The following is a 17,491-nucleotide window of genomic DNA, read 5'->3' on the forward strand; positions in this document are numbered from 1 at the left end:
TGCTCGCGTCGGTCGGCTGGTGCTCTGGCGGAGCATACCGGCCCCGCCCGAACACGGTCGAGCTACGGCTCCCATTGGCTGTTGGCCAGCAGCGCGTATTGCGCGGCGGCACGCTGATGCGCATCGATCAGCTGATCGGATTCGACGTAGCCGACGTAATTGCGGTACGCGACCAGGCAGGTGAAACGTTTTCGGTCGGAGAAGATATCGGTCTCCGTATCGTTCTGCACACAGGCCGAATCGGAGATCTTCGGCACCGCGGCGGCATCCGATTGATGTGGTTGCGGGGTGAGTTTGTCGTGTACGGCCTTGTCCGCCGACGCGTCGTCCTCGGTCCGGACCACCAGTGCGGCATCGGTTCTGGCGAATTTGACCGCGTTCATCGCGGTGAAGGTCTTCTTCGCCTGCGCCCGATAACGCATGTAATGCATGATGCCGCGCGGGCCGAAGGCAGCGTTCTCGTCGCCGAATCCGATGGTGGTGAAATTATCCGGATTCAGCGTGCGGCTGATCATGTACTCCGGATCCCAATCCAATCGCACGGTGTCCTCGTCCGAGATCGGTTGCAGCTTGTCCAGGACCGGGAATTCCGTGTCGTAGGTCTTCTGCACGAGGGTGGTGAGATTCTGCTGGTCGGCCGTGGGCGCGAAGGCCGCCACCGCCGCAACGTAGGAGCCGTGCGCGAGAAACGACCGGATGACGGCGCTGCCCGGCCGCCAATTCGCGTGCGCGTCCGGATATTTGCCGATCGGAAGTGGTTGATTCTCGGTGATGCCGATATCCGTGTCGGAGAAGTCCGTGGCCGCGCGCTGCGCGGTGGCGGCATCGGGGAACTGCATCACCATCAGATCGATGGTGGTGGCGTTCTTCGCCGACTGGGACGGCCAGTCGCCGGAATTCAGGAAGCTGTCGGTATCCGATCCCACGGATTCGAAGCCGAAATACATGTTGTCGCGCTTGGCGACCGCGGTCATGGCCGCGTCGTTGCCGAGCGAATCGGCGACGACCCCGCTGGTGAAGGACGCGGAGGTCAGGCCCCTGGTCAGATGGGGGTCGATATCGTAGGCGTCGACCACGTACTCGCCCAGTCGCAGGCCGCCGACCTGCAGTCCGTGCAGCAGGCCCGGCGGATGGTCCAGGTGGATGTCGGTCGGATCGACCGGGTAGGGGCCGATATCCAGTGTGCGGACGTCGATTTCGGCCGGTCGCGCGGTTCCGCGGTCCGTACCGCAGGAACTCAGTGCGGCGACGGCCGCGATGCTGCCGAGGACGGCGAGGCATTTGCGGGTGCGGGACGTGGCGCTCATTTCGCCCTCACCAGGATCGCGTACTGCGCCGAAATGCGTTGCTGCGCATCGAGAAGCTGTTCGCCCCAGGATTGCGCCGCGTAACGCCCGTAGGCGACCGAACAGTAGAAGTGCACGGCATTGGATGCCGGGCCGTGGTACTGACGGCATTTGGCGATCGGGAGATTCCGCGGCGGTGCGGCGGATTTGAAATGCTTGGCCGGATCACCCAGCTGATCGCGAATGTCCTTCGCGCCGTCCGCATCCCGGGCGCGATAGAGGTTGTTGCCGTATTCGGCGTACAGATCCACGCCGTCCTTCTGGAAGATCTTCTGATCCGCGATCGGATCGGTGGTCCAGCCCAGGGCGGCGTGCGCGTGGAAGACGACGGGCGGATTGAGCCATTCGCCCGCCGCCGCCTTCGGCCGGACCATCGTGCGGCCGAGCATGCCCTCGATATCCATCGTCTTGTCGGTGAGCTCGTTCACCGGGGTGGGGGTGTATTTCGCGACGGCCGGGACGATCGTGTCCAGGCTCTTGGTCACCATGGCGACCAGGGCGGGCAGATCGGTGTGGTGGAACCAGATCTTCGTGTGGTCGTAGTCGGAGGTGAATACGACCAGTTTCCCGGTGGCGTACCAACTGTCGATCGCCTGGTTGCCGTGTTCCCAATGTGCGTGTGCGGCAGGATATTTGGGTATCGGCACCGGCTGATTGTCCGGCTTGGCGATGAAGTCGCGGTGTTCGAGCGCGGTGGCCGCGTCGGCGGCCTGTTTCTCGTCGGGGAACAGCAGCACCGCATTCAGCAGTTCGATACCGTCGTTGTTCCGGCTGTCCATTCCGTAACTGATGTAGCCGCCGATGAAATTGGGGGCATCCTCGGCGAAGTGGTTGACGTCGCCGAAATTATGCAACTGCGTATCCTTGGGATCCTCGAAGACGAGGGTGCCGGAATTACCGCCGTAGGTCAGAGCCGGATCGATGTCCATCGCGAGCGGAACGACGTCGCCGAGACGTTCCGCCTCGAAATCGCGGGCCTGATAGACGTTCTTGGGCTTGCCCATCTCGTGCGGAGTGGCGTCGTATGGGCCGAAATCCAGTTTCGCGAGATCGATGACGGGGTCCGGCGGCGGGTCGTCATGGCCGGATCCGCAGCCCGCGGTACAGGCCGTGACCAGCAGCATCGCCGCCACGAATACCTTCGACCTGCGCATAGCTCCCCTCCCGTGGAACCGGCCGTCGCGCGATCCGCGCGGCCACGGCCCGCCGGTAGTGTACACACGGGGATGCATACCGATGCCAGTGATTTGCCGCCGCTCGCCAGGCTGCTCACATGCTGTTCGCCAGCAGTGCGTACGCCGCCGAGGCTTTCTTCTTCATATCGGATTGGTCATTGCTGATGACCACCTCGACATATCGGCCGTGTGGAATATAGCAGCGGAATTTGGCCGAATTCGAGTGCACGCCGGAGCTGCTCAGCTGCAGGCATTTCGCGCCCAGGAGTTTGTCCGGCGCGTCGATCGGGCTGTAGGCCGATCCGGAGGCCGAGACCAGACCGGTGATCAACCGGCCACCCGCCGCCGCATCGCGCACCCGCATCACCGTGCTGGTATCCGCGATACCTACCGCGTCCAGGCCGGTGTCGGCGACGAGCCGCTGGCGGACGGTCTCGTCCGCGGCGATGTTCACGAAATCGTTGGGACCGTAGCTGGCGAAGCGGTCTCGATCCGGGGTGTGCTTGTCCCGGTCGCGCACCACCGCGCGGGCGAGCAGCCCGTCCGGATCGACCGGGAGACCGGAGAACTGGTCCTTCGGCGTGGCCCGGAATTTGTCCAGTGCCGGGATCTGGGCGTCGAGCGCCTTCTGCACCCACGCCTCCAGATCGTCCTGCTCGGGCTGGGGACGTTGGATGAACAGCGAGATCACGAAGTTCTCGTGCGCGAGGAAGGCGCCGACATTCGAGACGCCGGGACGCCAATGCACCAGCGCGTCGGGGTATTTCGACAGCGACAACTTCTTGTTGATATCGGGCGCGACGCCGAAGTCGGCGTCCTCGAGTTCCTGCGCGGTCCGCTTGGCGGTGTCCGCGTCCGCGAAACGCATCACGAAATCGGTCACCGAGGTGGTGTCGGAGGTGGAGATGGAGGTGCCGGGATCGTCGGACTTGTCCGCCCCGGACGCGGTGTAGCCGGTGAGCAGGCCCTCCCTGTCCAGGATCGGCTTGGACACCGCGGCGAGCAGGCGGGTGGTGGCCTCGGTGTTGTCCAGTACGACATGGCCGCTCTGCCCGACCTTCAGCGACGGATCGATCGCCACCGCGGGCACCACCGCCCGGGACATCCGCATACCTTCCACCAGTGCGCCCTCATCGTCGGCGGTCTGGTGGTAGGTGTGTGCGTCGACCGCGTAACTGCCGACATCGAGTGTGCGCACATCGATCTCGCCCGCGACCGCAGTGCCCTTCACCCCGCACCCGGCCAGTACCGCGACCGCGGCTGCCGCGGTGCATACGATTCCTGCGCGACGTGTCGTACGAACCATCGGCCAGCCCCCGTATCTCCAGCAATCAGCTCACAAATTACCGGACCGGCGGCATCCGCGGGAACAGTCCGCGCGCGGCGATCCGGCGTGTGCCGAGACGACGCGGGCGGTACGGGGACCGAGGCGGATCCGTTGCTCTAACCTGGTGCGTGTGGTGACGACCGCATACATGGTCCGCGGAGGCCGATTGCGTTGAGGGATCGGCAGGTCGAGGTTGTCCCGGGCAACCATGTGGTGGTCCGGGTGGCAGGTGCGCTCGTATTGGTCGCCCACCGTGCACCCGGACCGGTGCGAGAGGACTCGGTCGCGATGCGTGTGGCAGAAGCGCTGTCGCAGTTGGTCTTCGAGGCGACCGAGCAGGCTCCCGGTGGGCCGGGCCGGTTGGTCGCGCGGGAGGCGACGAACTGGCTGATGCGCGACGCCGAGCAGTTCAGCCCCGGCATGCCGGTCGATCTGGGCATCCTGTCGCAGGCCGAGACCGGCGGGCTGGCGATCTTCCTGCACGGCGCGGTCACCGCGATGCTGGTCGGCGCGGAAGGCGTCGAGTACCACCACGGCGTGGCGGCCGCGTTCACCGTGGATCGAGTGGCGTCGACACCCGCGCGGGCGGCCGCGATCTTCGCCGACGACGAATCGGCCGGCGATCCGGAACTGCCCGACCGCGGTATCGGCGCGCTGGGCGAGGGGGTGGCGCCGGCGTCCGGCGCGGTCATCTGGTTCGAGGGACGACGATCGCGCGCCCGCGAACGGGACGAGGAGCCCGGCGGGCAGCACCGTCCGGCGACGACCGGGTCGGTTCCGTTCGCCGATGCGCCGCAGCCCCCGCCGCTGCCGAGTCCGGGGCCGGGTGGCGATTCCGTTCTGCCGTCGGCGGCTCCGACCCCGCCGCCGCTGCCCTCGGTCCCGCCGCCGCTGCCGAACGCCGGACCCGATATGGCCTCGCGGCTGGCGCAGACGCAGCTGGGGCGGCCGAGTTCGGTTCCGCCGCAACCAACTCCGGAGCCCACGCCCGAGCGCGGTGCGGCTTCCGGCATCCGGGTGCTGGGATTCAAGTGCGCGCGAGCGCATCCCAGCGATCCACGATCGGCGTTCTGCACCGTCTGCGGTATGCCGGTGGATCAGACCCAACCGCCGTCCGATGTGCTGCGCCCGCCCCTGGGTGTACTCGTCCTGGACGACGGCACCACGTTCACGCTGGCCGCCGACGCCGTCCTCGGCCGTGATCCGCAGAACTCCGATGCCGCCCAACGCGGCATGACCCCGTTCAAGATCGAGGACAACTCCGGCGGCATGTCCCGCGCCCACGCCGAGATCCGGCTGGTCAACTGGGACGTCACCATCGTGGACCGCGGCTCCACCAACGGCACCCGCGCCCGCCTCCCCGGCTACCAGGACTGGATCCACCTGGTCCCCAACCAGCCCTTGGCCCTGATGCACGGCACCGAACTCATGCTCGGCAACCGAGTCCTCCGCTACGACCCCGCAGCCGCCCCGCCTTTCTGAGTCTTCGGCCTCCGCTTCGTTGCCCCACAATCGATCCGGGCTGCGGGGTTGGCGTAATCGGCCTATTCGTAACGGGATTCGCAGGTCTGCTGGTTGCCCAGGACTCCGGCGCGGAAGGCGTCGACGCGCGAGAAACCGCTCGGGACGGTGTTTCCCGCGATATCGCTGGCGGCCAGGCCGTCGGTCAGCAGGCCGGAGACGGCCTTGTCCAGATCGCCGGGGGACAGGGCGATATCGCCGTTGGCCACCGTGCGGGTGGGGCTGGCGAGTTTCGCGGTGATCACGCCCGACAGGCAGGACGCGCGCAGACCCGTCTTCGCACCCGAGAGCTGCTGATGCAGATTGTTCTGCACCGCAAGGGTATAGCGGGAGATGAAGACGATGTAGGCGTTGTAGTCGCCGCCGATGTGGGTCGGGAAATCGGCCTGATCGTCGGTGTTCGCCTTCGCGCGGGCCGCCAGGGCGGCGACGTCGGTGCCGATCGTGTTGGTGGCCGGGCAGTAGGTGACCGGTTCGGTGTCCGTGGCATCCGGGCAGCCCAGTTTCGCGCCGCGAAAGTCGTAGGCGGGTTCGGTGGACACCGGCATGATCGAACTCATCGCCTTGCTCAGTTCGACGAGATTGTGCTGGCTGACGCTCAATTCGCCGTGATCGGAATCGCTGCCGTAGGACTGCGGGAGATTGTTGCGGCGGTGGGTGATGTCGTTCATATCGATGGCCGCGCACCCCTTCGGGCCGTCGGTGAAACCGATCTGCACGGCGGTCACCCGCTCGAAGGCCGAACCGTGCACCGAATCGGGATCGCTGGTATCCGCGTCGCGGATCGCCACCGTCGCGGCCAGCACCTTGTTCAGGCCGTCGGCGGTGTTGATGGTGAAATGCTGTGCCGCACCTTCGGCTACATGCCGCATGAACGCCCCGGCGAAGCAGTCGGCCTGCTGCTCCTTGACGATCACCGGGGTCCGGCCGGTGACGAGTTCGGCCATGGTCTGCACGGCGTGGCCGTACTCGTGCGCCAGCACCATCACCACCGACATCTTGCCGAACGCCTTCGTCATCGTCGGCAGCAGAACGCCGCGGTCCCAGCCGATGGAATTGTCCAGGCGGCAGTACGCGGCGTTGACCAGATGCAGTGTGGTCTGCTGGCAGAACTGGCCGTCCTGGGTCTGCTTGGCATCCCACGAGTAGAACTTCGGGACCGGCGCGAACGTCCCGTGGAAATCCTTGGAATACTCGCTCTGCCAATAACTTTGGATGTCGTCGATGGCGTTGAGCGCCAGCTTGTCGTACTCGTCGCCGGTCGCGCCGACCGCGGTCAGGCCGCTGTCCGGAACGCCCGTGCGCGGTCCGCTGGGGCCGCTGGTGGTGGGCAGTCCGGCCACCTGGAACGGATCCTCGTAGATCGAGACGGCCCGGCCGCCGACGGTCGAGGTACAGCCCGTCAGCGTGAGGATTGTCAGAACCAACGCGGAGACCGCCGTTGTCACCTGGCGTTTGGCCATACCTACTCCCTCCCCTGGGCGGTCCTGGTTCAGTTACGCGCCCGCACACCCTATGCCCGTGGGAAATTGCGGTGCCCCGACACCCGGGCTTTCGCATAGTATCCGGCACATGTCATCACCGGGGGCGCAGAAGATCACCGTGCGCCATGAGGGAATCGATCGGGGTTTCGAAGCGGGGCAGCAGATCACCATCGGCCGTGCGCCGGAGGTGACGCTGTTCGTCGACAGCCCATTGGTTTCCCGTGTGCACGCGACACTCAGCTGGCAGGGCAGTACCTGGGTACTGTCCGACAACGGCAGCACCAATGGCGTATTCGTGGACGCGCAACGGGTCACGGGTGCACTTCCGATCGGTCGGCCGATGCAGGTGCGGTTGGGTGACGCGGTCACCGGGCCACTGCTGCAGCTGACACCGCAGGTGGGGCAGCATCCGCAGCTGCCGCCCCAGCAGCTGCCGCCGCAGCAGCGACCTGGGCCCGCGCCGCAGGATCGGCAGTCGGGGGCGCGTCCGATGCCGCCGATGCCGCAGGGTGTGCCGCCGGTGCCGGGGCAGGTAGTGCCGCCGCAGGTGGGGCAGGCGGTTCCGCCGCAACGTCCGCCGACGCCGCCGCCCGCACAACAGCGTCAATCCATGCCGATGCAACGCCCGCCCGCCCCGCCGTCGCAGGGGCAGGCGGTTCCACCACAGCGTCCGCCCACGCCGCCGCAGGCTCCGGGGGTTCCGCCGCAGGCGCAGTCCGGTCCGATGCAGCGGCCACCGGCTCCGCAGCAGCAACGTCCGATGACACCGCCGCAACAGAACCCGCAGGCGCAGCCTCCGCAGGCGACGCCGCAACATCCGGCGCCGCAACATCCCGCGCCACAGCGCCCCCCGATCGATCGACCGAATTTCGCACCGCAACAACCGGTTCCGCCGCAGCCAGTTTCTTCCCAGCAACCAGCTCCGGTCCAGCAATCGGCCCCGGCGCAGCAGTCGGCCGCGGCCAATATCAATATGACCGCGAAGGCCGACGCATCGCTGCTGCCTCCGCCGGTGCGCACCCCCACCTCCACCGGTCCGCTCGCTCGCGCCGACCGAATTCCCCCGCAGGGCTTGAACATCGGCCGCACCAGCGACAACGAGATCGTGGTGAACGATCCGCTGGCCTCGCGTCGGCACGCGCGTCTGGTGAAGGCCCCCGAGGGGCTGGTCATCGAGGATGTCGGCTCGGCCAACGGCACATTCGTCAACGGCCGCCGCGAACAGCGCGTCGCACTGCACGAGCGGGACATCGTCACGATCGGCAACATCGACTTCCTGGTGCAGGAAGGCACGCTCGTCGTGCGCCAGAAGCCGGTCACCGAGCAGGGGCTGGACGTGCACGGCGTCGGGTTCACGGTCGAGGGCAACAAACAACTGCTGGTCGATGTGAACATGCAGGCCGGGCGCGGCACCCTGACCGCGCTGATCGGCCCCTCCGGTGCGGGCAAGTCCACGCTGTCCAAACTCATTGCCGGAGCGACGCATCCGTCCGCGGGCGTGGTCACCTTCGAGGGCCGCAACCTGCACGCCGAATACGAGGCCATGCGCAGTCGTATCGGCATGGTCCCGCAGGACGACGTGCTGCACCGTCAGCTCACCGTCCGGCAGGCGCTGGGTTACGCCGCCGAGCTGCGGCTGCCTCCGGACACCTCCAAGGCGGACCGTCGCGCGGTCATCGACGGTGTGCTGGACGAACTTTCGCTCACCGAACATGCCGACACGCGCGTCGACAAACTCTCCGGCGGTCAGCGCAAACGCGCCTCGGTGGCGCTGGAACTGCTCACCGGTCCGGCCCTGCTGCTGCTCGACGAGCCCACCTCGGGTCTGGATCCGGCGCTGGACCGTCAGGTGATGACCATGCTGCGGGAACTGGCCGACGCCGGACGCACCGTCATCGTGGTCACCCACTCGGTGGCCTGCCTGGACATGTGCGATCAGGTGCTGCTGCTCGCGCCCGGCGGTAAGACCGCGTACTTCGGTCATCCGGGCGCGGTCGGCACATTCCTGGGCACCAGCGACTGGGCGGAGATCTTCGCGCAGGTCGCCGCGGATCCCGATCGCGCCTTCGCGAACTACCGCGCCAAACAGGCCGCGGTACCGCCGCCACCACCGCCCGCACCGCGCGGTGACCAGGGCAAGCCGCCGAAATCCAGTGCGCGCAAACAGTTCTCGACGTTGTCGCGGCGGCAGTTCCGGCTGATCCTGGCCGACCGCGGGTATCTGATGTTCCTGGTGCTGCTGCCGTTCGTCCTCGGTGGGCTCTCACTGGTGGTGCCCGGCACCAACGGTCTGGCCATCGGCCCGCTGTCCCAGGTGAGCGACGGGAAGGGCAGCATCATGTTCGTCCCCGACGGCGGTCGGGAGAGCGAACAGCTGCTGGTGGTGCTGATCCTGGGCGCGTGCTTCATGGGATCCACGCTCACCGTCCGCGATCTGGTCGCCGAACGGGCGATCTTCCTGCGCGAGCGCGCGGTCGGGCTGCGCCCGTGGTCGTATCTGATGGCCAAGGTCGCCATCTTCGGCTTCGCGGCGCTGCTGCAATCCGCGGTCATGGTGGCGATCGTCCTGATCGGCAAGAAGCAGCCCGGCCACGGCACGGTGATCCCGTCGGGCAATGTGGAGTTGTACGTCGACATCGCGGCCACCGCCATCGCCTGTGTGCTCATCGGTCTGGCGCTCTCGTCCGTCGCGAGATCGAACGAGCAGGTGATGCCGTTGCTGGTGGTGGTGATCATGGTCCAGCTGGTGATGGCGGGCGGCGTGATCCCGGTGACCAATCGCGTCGTACTCCAGCAGATCGCCTGGCTGTTCCCGTCGCGATGGGGATTCGCCGGGGGCTCCTCGACCGTCAACATGCCCGCGCTGAATCCGCTCGACAGCAGTGCGGCCACCGATACGCTGTGGAAGCACACTTCGCACGTCTGGTGGCTGGATATCGGCATGCTGGCCGTGCTCACTCTGGTGCTGATGATCGTCACCTGGTGGCGGTTGCGGTTGAAGAAGTCCTCGGCATGAACGGTATGAGCGTCAGTTGTTGTTGTCCGCATCCCGCGAAACGGCGGCGACCAGGCAATAAACCCGCCCGGTCGCGCGTGTCGCCGACAAAGAAGGCACACTTGTGCGTGTGACGGCTCGAATTGGGGCGGTGCATCTCGGATGGGATGTGGTGTCCGTGGCCGGCGGTGGCGGTGGTACGCCGATCCGCCCGGTCCAGGTGGAAGGAACATATACGCCGCCCGCTTACCTGCTGGCGGACGCGTCCGGTCGCCTGCATACCGCGGGCGCCGATCGGGGGCGTTCCGACCTGGGGATCGCCGTGGCCGACGTGCGGGACATCATCGGCCACAAGCAGATCCGCATCGCGGGCGCGACCTGGCCCTCGGAACTCGTGTTCCGGGCACGGCTGTACAACCCGCTGGCCGCCATCGGTAAATACGTGCGCGGCAAGCCGGACGTCATCGCGCTGCCGTATCCGGACGACTGGCCCGACGAGAAGATCGACGAATACGCCCGGCTGGTCGAAGAACTGGACGTGCAGAGCGAGCCGCTGCCCGAATCGGTGGCGTTGTCGGGCTACGTGCGCGCCATCGGCCTGGTCCACCCGCCCGATGCCGGTGGCCGGGCCACCAGTGCGACCGGCGTCTACTCCGATGGCCGGATGTGCCTGGTCGTCTCGGTGAACGGCGACGACGAGCAGCCGACCGAATCGGTCGGCGTGCCGATCGCACCCGACGCCATGCGCGACGCGCATCACGCCGACAACGTGGTGATCGAGGTGATGGCCGCGGCCCGCTCGATCGGCGCGGACACCTCGCGGGTGCTGCTCACCGGCAATGTCTGCTTCAACGACGCGTTGCGGCTGGCGTTCCAGAACCATCTGGGTCACCGGCTGCACGTAGCCGACCATCCGATGCACGCCCTGGTGTTGGGCGCGGCGCATCTGCTGGTCACCGACAGCGAATACGCGGACGAGGAGCCCGATCAGGGCTATGGGCCCGAACCGGCACGCCCCGGCGGTCCGGGCCCGATACCGCAGGGGCCCGGACAGGCGGCGACCCCGCCGCGTCCGGATCAGGGTCGTCCGGTCAATCCCGGTCAGCAGGGCGGCGGCCGTGCACCGGGCAATCCGGCGGGCGGCTATTCCGGTTCGACCGGCGGACAGGGCGCGGTGAATTCGGCCGCCGCCCCGGCCGAGGACGATGCCGCCGCACCCGAGGGTGGTGGGCGGCACGGCTGGCACGGCCCGGAACGGACGGGACATCTCGCGGGTGCGCGTCCGGGCCAGCAGGGCCCGCGGCACGCGGCGCCGGAGGAGGGCGAGCAGACCACCGTCATCGTGCACGACCAGGTGTCGAACGTGCACCCGGGCGTTCCCGCGATGGGCGGCCGGACGACCAGACCGCCGGGGTCCCCGGCCGACACGATGCAGACCACCCGGATGGGTTCGGGCGACGAGCCGGTGGGCCCGCGGGCGCGTCATCCCGAGCCGCCGGTGGAGCAGCAGGATGCGGGTGGCCAGTCCGGCCGGGTGTGGAACAAGGTGAAGGACAACCTGTTCGGCGCTCCGACGATCGTGGGCGCGGTGGCGCTGGCGGCGTTGGCGGTGCACGTCGGCGCGAATCCGGGCGGTGCGAGCCGGTCGGGCGTCGCGACCGCGGCCGGGGAGCGCTCGGCGACGGATCTGGTGGTCTCGTCCGTTCGACCGGCCGGGGCGCCGCAGGACTGCCCGGGGATTCCGAGCGTCAGCGCGGAGCCGGGCCCGGGTATCGAACGGGCCGAGGGCTGTGCCCGGTTCGGCATCGATAACCTGCACTATCTCGTGCCGACAATGCCCGAGGACCTCGATCAGGGCCCGCCACTGCACGTCTGAGTCCGAGCGCGGCGCATCCGCGCAGGTGCTGCGCAGTCCGATTTCGGGTGCGTGATGTCCGACTGGTATCGTGGCCCGCTGGCGTGCGATATGTCGCGAGTTCTTCGCGTCGTATCACGAGTCCCGGGTCTCCGCTGGCCGCCGGGGTCGCTCGATCGTCCGCCCGGCCGGTAGAACACGACGACAGACAGGGAAGAACTGTGCCTACGTACAGCCCGAAGGCGGGTGACGTCACCCGCCAGTGGTACGTCATCGACGCCACTGACGTAGTGCTCGGACGCCTTGCCGTACAGGCAGCGAATCTGCTGCGCGGCAAGAACAAGCCGACCTACGCCCCCAACGTGGATGGTGGCGATTTCGTCATCATCATCAACGCCGACAAGGTTGCCGTCTCCGGTAACAAGCGGCAGGACAAGCACCTGTACACCCACTCCGGTTTCCCGGGCGGCCTGAAGTCCCGGTCTGTCGGGCAGCTGCTCGACACCCGTCCCGAGCGGGTCGTGGAGCGCGCCGTGAAGGGCATGATCCCGAAGAACAAGCTCGGCAACAAGATCGCCGGCAAGCTCAAGGTCTACGGTGGCCCGTCGCATCCGCACGCGGCCCAGCAGCCCATTCCGTTCGAGATCAAGCAGGTGGCCCAGTGACCGCTCCTGAGGAATTCAACGAGGAATACGCGGCCGACGAGGTCGCCGCCGAGGACACCTCGGTCGAGGTCGTCGACGAGGGCGCCGGTTACGAGGAGTCCTACGAGGAGTCCGTCTCGGTCGCTCCGATCGTGATCGACCGTCCCGTGCAGACCGTCGGCCGCCGCAAGGAGGCCGTGGTTCGGGTGCGCCTGCAGCCGGGCACCGGCCAGTTCGTGCTCAACGGTCGCCCGATCGAGGACTACTTCCCGAACAAGGTGCACCAGCAGCTGGTGAAGTCCCCGCTGGTCACCGTCGAGCGGACCGAGTCCTTCGACGTGTACGCCCGCCTGGTCGGCGGCGGCCCGTCGGGTCAGGCCGGTGCGCTGCGTCTGGCGATCGCCCGCGCGCTGATCGAGGTCACCCCCGAGGATCGTCCCGCCCTGAAGCGGGCCGGATTCCTCACGCGTGACCCGCGTGCGACCGAGCGCAAGAAGTACGGTCTCAAGAAGGCCCGCAAGGCTCCGCAGTACTCGAAGCGCTGAGTCCGCGCGGCACGATTCGGGGCCCCGGGCGGTTGCGTACGCATCCGCCCGCGGGCCCCGGCTTCGTGCCGCAACCCGTCCGGTGTGCACCGGAGTGCCGGGTGTTCGCTCGCGCCGCGTTCGCTGCTCGCACCGGCTTCGCGGTGCGCGAAGAGTCCGGTCCGGTCCCCGTGCGGGGCAGGTCGGGAGTACGGTCGACTCGGTACCCGTACGAGAGCAGGCACCCGATCGGATTGTCCGCGATCGGATCGGGTGCCTGCTCTCGTGCTGTATCGACAACGGTTCCGCTGACCCCCGACCCGGGTGCACCGGACGCCGTAAGCAGACATTGAGGGGCATTGGAATGGGACGTTTGTTCGGCACCGACGGAGTCCGGGGGCTGGCCAACGGTTCGCTGGGTCCGGAACTCGCACTACAGGTTTCGGCCGCGGCGGCCCAGGTGCTCAGCCGCGGCAAGTCGCGTCCGAGAGCGGTGGTGGGCCGGGATCCGCGGGCCAGCGGTGAGATGCTCGAGGCCGCCGTGATCGCGGGCCTGACCTCCGCCGGGGTGGACGTGGTGTCGGTCGGTGTCCTACCCACGCCCGCGGTGGCCTATCTGACCGCGACCTACGACGCGTGCCTGGGCGTGATGATCTCCGCCTCGCACAATCCCATGCCCGACAACGGAATCAAGATCTTCGCCGCGGGCGGGCACAAACTCGACGACGCGATCGAGGACCGCATCGAGGAGTTGGTGCACCAGCGTGATTTCCTGCGGCCCACCGGCGCCGGGATCGGGCGGGTGCTGAGCCTGTCCGGAATCGATGGCCGGGTCGAGGATCACTACAGCCAGGCCGGCACGCACGAACGCTATGTCGAGCATCTGGTGGAGGCGACCGGTCGCGATCTGAACGGTCTGACCGTCGTGGTGGACTGCGCGCACGGCGCGGCCTCGGACGTCGGCCCGGCGGCCTATCGGGAGGCGGGCGCGCGGGTGATCGCCGTCAACGCCGAACCCAACGGCCTGAACATCAACGACCGTTGCGGCTCCACACATCTTGACGGGGTCCGGAACGCGGTGCGCGAATACGGCGCGGATCTGGGCCTGGCCCACGACGGCGACGCGGATCGCTGCCTGGCCGTGGACGCGGCCGGTGCGGTGGTCGACGGCGACGCGATCATGGCGGTGCTGGCGATGGGTATGCGCGAGGCGGGCGAACTCGCGCACGACACCCTCGTCGCCACGGTGATGAGCAATCTGGGCCTGCACATCGCGATGCGGGAGGCGGGAATCACGGTGCGCACCACCGCCGTCGGCGATCGCTACGTGCTCGAGGAATTGCGCCGCGGCGGGTACACCCTGGGTGGGGAGCAGTCCGGGCACGTGGTCTTCCCGAAGTTCGGCACCACCGGCGACGGCCTGCTGACCGGTCTGCGCCTGCTGGCGCGCATGGCCGAAACCGGCCGCAGCATGGCCGACCTCGCGTCCGTGGTCGAGACGGTTCCGCAGGTTCTGGTGAACGTCCCGGTCACCGACAAGGTCGCGGTCGCCGAGTCCGGCGAGGTGCGCGACGCGGTGCTCGAGGCCGAGCGCGTCCTCGGCGAGTCCGGCCGGGTGCTGCTGCGCCCCAGCGGAACCGAACAACTGGTGCGGGTGATGGTCGAGGCGACCGATCCGGATCGGGCCCGCCAGTTGGCCGATGACCTGGCCAAACGAGTCGCCGCGGTCTGATCGGCACACCGAACCGACCAGGCTGTCCGGTGTGTGATCGGGTGATCGGAGAGCGTTTCGGAGCGGTGCCAAGTATGGTGGACTCGACTCATGATGCGACAGCGAGAGCTTGATTTTCCGTGAGGGGGAACAGTGGACGCGCTGAAGCTGGATCCGGCGGCGATGGCCGCCTACAAGACCGTTGCCGACAATGTCTCGCAGCAGTTGGCCTCCGCGGCCGTGGCTGCGGGCGGCGCGGTGAATCCTGATCGGCTCTCCGCCGATCTGGGTTTGGTGGGAGCGGAGTTCGCGGCGCAGTTCACGGCCGCGGTCTCGCAGCATGTGCAGGCGTTGTCCACGGCGGGCCAGCTGGTCCATGCCTACGGCCAGGTGCTGCGCGATTACAACACCGATATGCAGGATTCCGATGCCGGCACCGCGGCCGCCATCGCCAAGACCGGGGAGACACTGGTATGAGGCGAGCACCGGGGCTCAAGCGGCGGCCGATCTCCCAGCGCGCCACGAAACCGGCGACGAAGACCAGCTCCGACGGTGTGGATCCGCCGATCATCGCCCGTCTGGTGCAGCCGATGCTCGCGTTGCGCGCCTCGCTCGGCAGCGGGGTCAGCGTTCCCGACGCGAGTATCGTGCGGGCGCTGACGAATTCGTCCACCCAGGCCGCCGACACCGAGGCCCCGCACCGTGACGGTATGCACGTGCTGGAGTCGACCTGGTCGGGTCCGGCTGCGGACGCCGCGGTTCCGGCATTGCGCACCACGCAGACCCAGATCGGTGACATCTCCGATCGCGGACCGCAGTATCTGGCGGTGCTGGGCGATGCGCAGTCCACCAGTCACCGGGCCGCGCAGCAGGTCGACGCGATCATCGCCGATTTCCGCCGCGACGCGCGCACCATCCTGAACAACGCCAAGGCCGCCCCCGACACCGATGCGGTGATCAATCGGGCCAGCCAGGCGTTGCGTGCGGCCATCACCGCGGTCGACACCGCGAAGACCGAAATGGCCTCGCACACCTCGAAATTGACGGCGATGGGCCCGCTGACAGTCACCACGCCGGTGGATCTGTCCACGAGCCAGTTCTCCGGCGACAACACGCCGAGCTACAACAACGACGACTCGACCAGTTCGAGCAGCTACACGCCGAACAATCTGTCGAACAACTACAGCCCGCTCAGCAGCGGGACCTCGTTCAACGGCACTTCGTTCAACGGCACCACGCCCGCGCTGTCCATGAACGGCACCGGTACCGGCCCCCAGCTGGATCCCGCCGCCGCGGCACAGTTGCAGTTGCAGGAACAGCTCATCGCGGCGGGCGTGGATCTGGGGTCGTCGGCGATCAGCGCCGGGGTCAATATCGGCACCGAGCTGATCGATAAGATCGCCGAGGTCGGTACGCACGCCATCGATACCGGGGCGCAGGTGGCCGAGCAGGCCATTCCGCAGCTGATCAATCCGAAGGCGTCCACCGACGGGACCAATGGGACCGGCGGCACAGACGGAACCAGCGGCACCAGTTCGAGCCTGTTCGATTTCGGCGGGTCGCAGTCCACGCCCTCGGCCCAGTCGGCGGGGAACTCGCATTCGGTCATTCCGCCGGATGCGGGTGGTTCGGACTCGAGTACGTCCGATCCCGGTACGCCCGCATCCAGCGGCGAGAGTGTGGCGCCCGGAACGAGCGCACCGGCGCCCGCGGCGAAACCGGTGCCGCAACCGGCGACTCCCGCCCCGGATACCCCGGCGCCCAGCCAGTCCGGTCCCAGCGCCGGGCTGGCGATGCCGCCCTCGGCGGGCACGGGTGGCGGTGATCAGAAACCACGGGACGGTCAGCTCGGTGTGACGGCTCCGGCTGCGACTCGGATGGTCCCGACCGCCGTCATCGGCGATCTGGGCGATGACGAGATCTGACTCCGACGAACCGGATCCCGGGCAGGACAATCCGTTCGACCTGGGCTTGCCGATGCTGCGCCCGCCCGCGCGGCAGCCTTCGCGCCGTCCGGGCCGTCGCGGCACCCGTCGACGGCCCCCGCCGTCGCGTCCGGCGCCGATGCCGATCCCGGGTACGGACGATCGCTCCGGCGATTGGGAGGAATGGCTGAATCAGGGTGCGCGGCAACCGGATCCGCCGCCCGAGGCGCCCACCACCCGGGTGCCGACCAGGGAATACGACTACAGCGACGACGACGGGCCGGTACAGGTCCCGCAGATCGTCGATCGTTCCGGCGGAAGTGCGGGTTCTCGCCTGCGCCGGGCCCGCTCGCGCCGCCCCGACGACGGTCGTCGCCGCGACAAGGTGCTGAGCCTGCTGATCCTGGTCGGGGTCGGGATCGTGGTCGTCGCGGTGGTGCTGACCGTCATACACACCGGCAATCGCAGGAACAACACCACCGCGGCCGCGAGTGTGCCCGCGGTGGTGGAGGATACGGCTCCCCATGTGGCGCCACCGACGACCGCACCGGCTTCCCCGGCGCCGATCGCGACCGCGGACTGTGAGCAGCGCCGCGACGCGGACGAGGTCTCCGGCACCGATCCCGGCGGCACGAGTTCGGGCCCCGATGCGATCCTCGCCTTCGAACGCGCCTACTACGTGCAGCGTTCCGGTTCGGCGGCGCGCGCGGTCGTCACCGACGATGCGACCGTGTCGTCGGCTTCCTCGGGGCCCTCGGCCTTTCCCGCCGCGGAGAACATCCAACGCGGGATCAACCAGGTCCCCGTCGGCACCCGCTACTGCGTGCAGGTCACCCGCGGCAGTTCCGACGGCAGCCAGTGGGAGGTCCGCCTCACCCAGCAGAAGCCCGGCGAGCAGCCGCACACCTTCACCCAGATCGTCAGCACCCGAACCATTTCCGACCGCACCCTGATCTCCGCGATCAAGGAGGGCTGAACAGCCTG

Annotated in this window: 13 protein-coding genes; 9 read left to right on the plus strand and 4 right to left on the minus strand. The window is 68.0% G+C overall.

Going from position 1 to position 17,491, the window contains the following annotated elements; translation table 11 throughout:
• Positions 1 to 62: 62 nt before the first annotated feature.
• The 3 genes from ON40_RS05720 to ON40_RS05730 all read right to left on the minus strand — a co-directional run bounded on the left by ON40_RS05720 (position 63) and on the right by ON40_RS05730 (position 3,827).
• Positions 63 to 1,307 carry a DUF7373 family lipoprotein gene (locus tag ON40_RS05720; protein WP_040819157.1) on the minus strand — a complete coding sequence of 415 codons (1,245 nt, stop codon included), beginning with the start codon at positions 1,305 to 1,307 and terminating at the stop codon, positions 63 to 65.
• On the minus strand, positions 1,304 to 2,500 hold the full coding sequence (locus ON40_RS05725) for a DUF7373 family lipoprotein (RefSeq protein WP_157186209.1): 1,197 nt from the start codon (positions 2,498 to 2,500) through the stop codon (positions 1,304 to 1,306). Before ON40_RS05725 ends, ON40_RS05720 begins: the two co-directional genes overlap by 4 nt.
• Positions 2,501 to 2,615: 115 nt before the next feature.
• The gene (locus tag ON40_RS05730; protein WP_040819158.1) at positions 2,616 to 3,827 is read right to left on the minus strand and encodes a DUF7373 family lipoprotein; all 1,212 of its coding nucleotides are present in this window, start codon (positions 3,825 to 3,827) and stop codon (positions 2,616 to 2,618) included.
• Between the two features lie 309 nt (positions 3,828 to 4,136).
• On the opposite strand from ON40_RS05730, the gene ON40_RS05735 reads away from it, so the two are divergent.
• The gene (locus ON40_RS05735; RefSeq protein WP_245567680.1) at positions 4,137 to 5,330 is read left to right on the plus strand and encodes an FHA domain-containing protein; all 1,194 of its coding nucleotides are present in this window, start codon (positions 4,137 to 4,139) and stop codon (positions 5,328 to 5,330) included.
• A 62-nt stretch (positions 5,331 to 5,392) separates the two neighbouring features.
• On the opposite strand, the gene ON40_RS05740 is transcribed toward ON40_RS05735, so the two are convergent.
• On the minus strand, positions 5,393 to 6,832 hold the full coding sequence (locus tag ON40_RS05740; RefSeq protein ID WP_040819161.1) for a neutral zinc metallopeptidase: 1,440 nt from the start codon (positions 6,830 to 6,832) through the stop codon (positions 5,393 to 5,395).
• A gap of 109 nt (positions 6,833 to 6,941) precedes the next feature.
• On the opposite strand from ON40_RS05740, the gene ON40_RS05745 reads away from it, so the two are divergent.
• From ON40_RS05745 to ON40_RS47920, 8 genes are all read left to right on the plus strand, one after another.
• On the plus strand, positions 6,942 to 9,869 hold the full coding sequence (locus ON40_RS05745; protein ID WP_040819162.1) for an FHA domain-containing protein: 2,928 nt from the start codon (positions 6,942 to 6,944) through the stop codon (positions 9,867 to 9,869).
• A gap of 109 nt (positions 9,870 to 9,978) precedes the next feature.
• On the plus strand, positions 9,979 to 11,724 hold the full coding sequence (locus tag ON40_RS54370) for a hypothetical protein (RefSeq protein WP_245567681.1): 1,746 nt from the start codon (positions 9,979 to 9,981) through the stop codon (positions 11,722 to 11,724).
• 200 nt (positions 11,725 to 11,924) lie between these two features.
• Entirely contained in the window at positions 11,925 to 12,368 is a 444-nt protein-coding gene (rplM, locus tag ON40_RS05755; protein WP_040819166.1) for a 50S ribosomal protein L13, read from the plus strand.
• Complete coding sequence (gene rpsI / locus ON40_RS05760; protein WP_040819168.1) at positions 12,365 to 12,892, plus strand: 30S ribosomal protein S9; 528 nt, start codon at positions 12,365 to 12,367, stop codon at positions 12,890 to 12,892. The genes rplM and rpsI overlap by 4 nt, the downstream gene beginning before the upstream one ends.
• A gap of 343 nt (positions 12,893 to 13,235) precedes the next feature.
• Positions 13,236 to 14,603: a phosphoglucosamine mutase gene (gene glmM, locus ON40_RS05765; protein WP_040819170.1), complete on the plus strand. Its 1,368-nt coding sequence runs from the start codon at positions 13,236 to 13,238 to the stop codon at positions 14,601 to 14,603.
• 132 nt (positions 14,604 to 14,735) lie between these two features.
• A complete protein-coding gene (locus ON40_RS05770) occupies positions 14,736 to 15,059 on the plus strand; it encodes a hypothetical protein (protein ID WP_040819171.1) in 324 nt (107 codons plus the stop codon).
• Positions 15,056 to 16,507 (plus strand): RodZ family helix-turn-helix domain-containing protein, encoded by a 1,452-nt coding sequence (locus ON40_RS05775; protein ID WP_040819173.1) that lies wholly within the window; start codon positions 15,056 to 15,058, stop codon positions 16,505 to 16,507. The genes ON40_RS05770 and ON40_RS05775 overlap by 4 nt, the downstream gene beginning before the upstream one ends.
• Positions 16,494 to 17,483, plus strand: a complete 990-nt coding sequence (locus ON40_RS47920; protein ID WP_157186210.1) for a DUF8176 domain-containing protein — start codon at positions 16,494 to 16,496, stop codon at positions 17,481 to 17,483. Before ON40_RS05775 ends, ON40_RS47920 begins: the two co-directional genes overlap by 14 nt.
• Positions 17,484 to 17,491: the final 8 nt, after the last annotated feature.

The sequence above is a fragment of the Nocardia jiangxiensis NBRC 101359 genome (assembly GCF_000308615.1).
Lineage (GTDB): Bacteria > Actinomycetota > Actinomycetes > Mycobacteriales > Mycobacteriaceae > Nocardia > Nocardia jiangxiensis.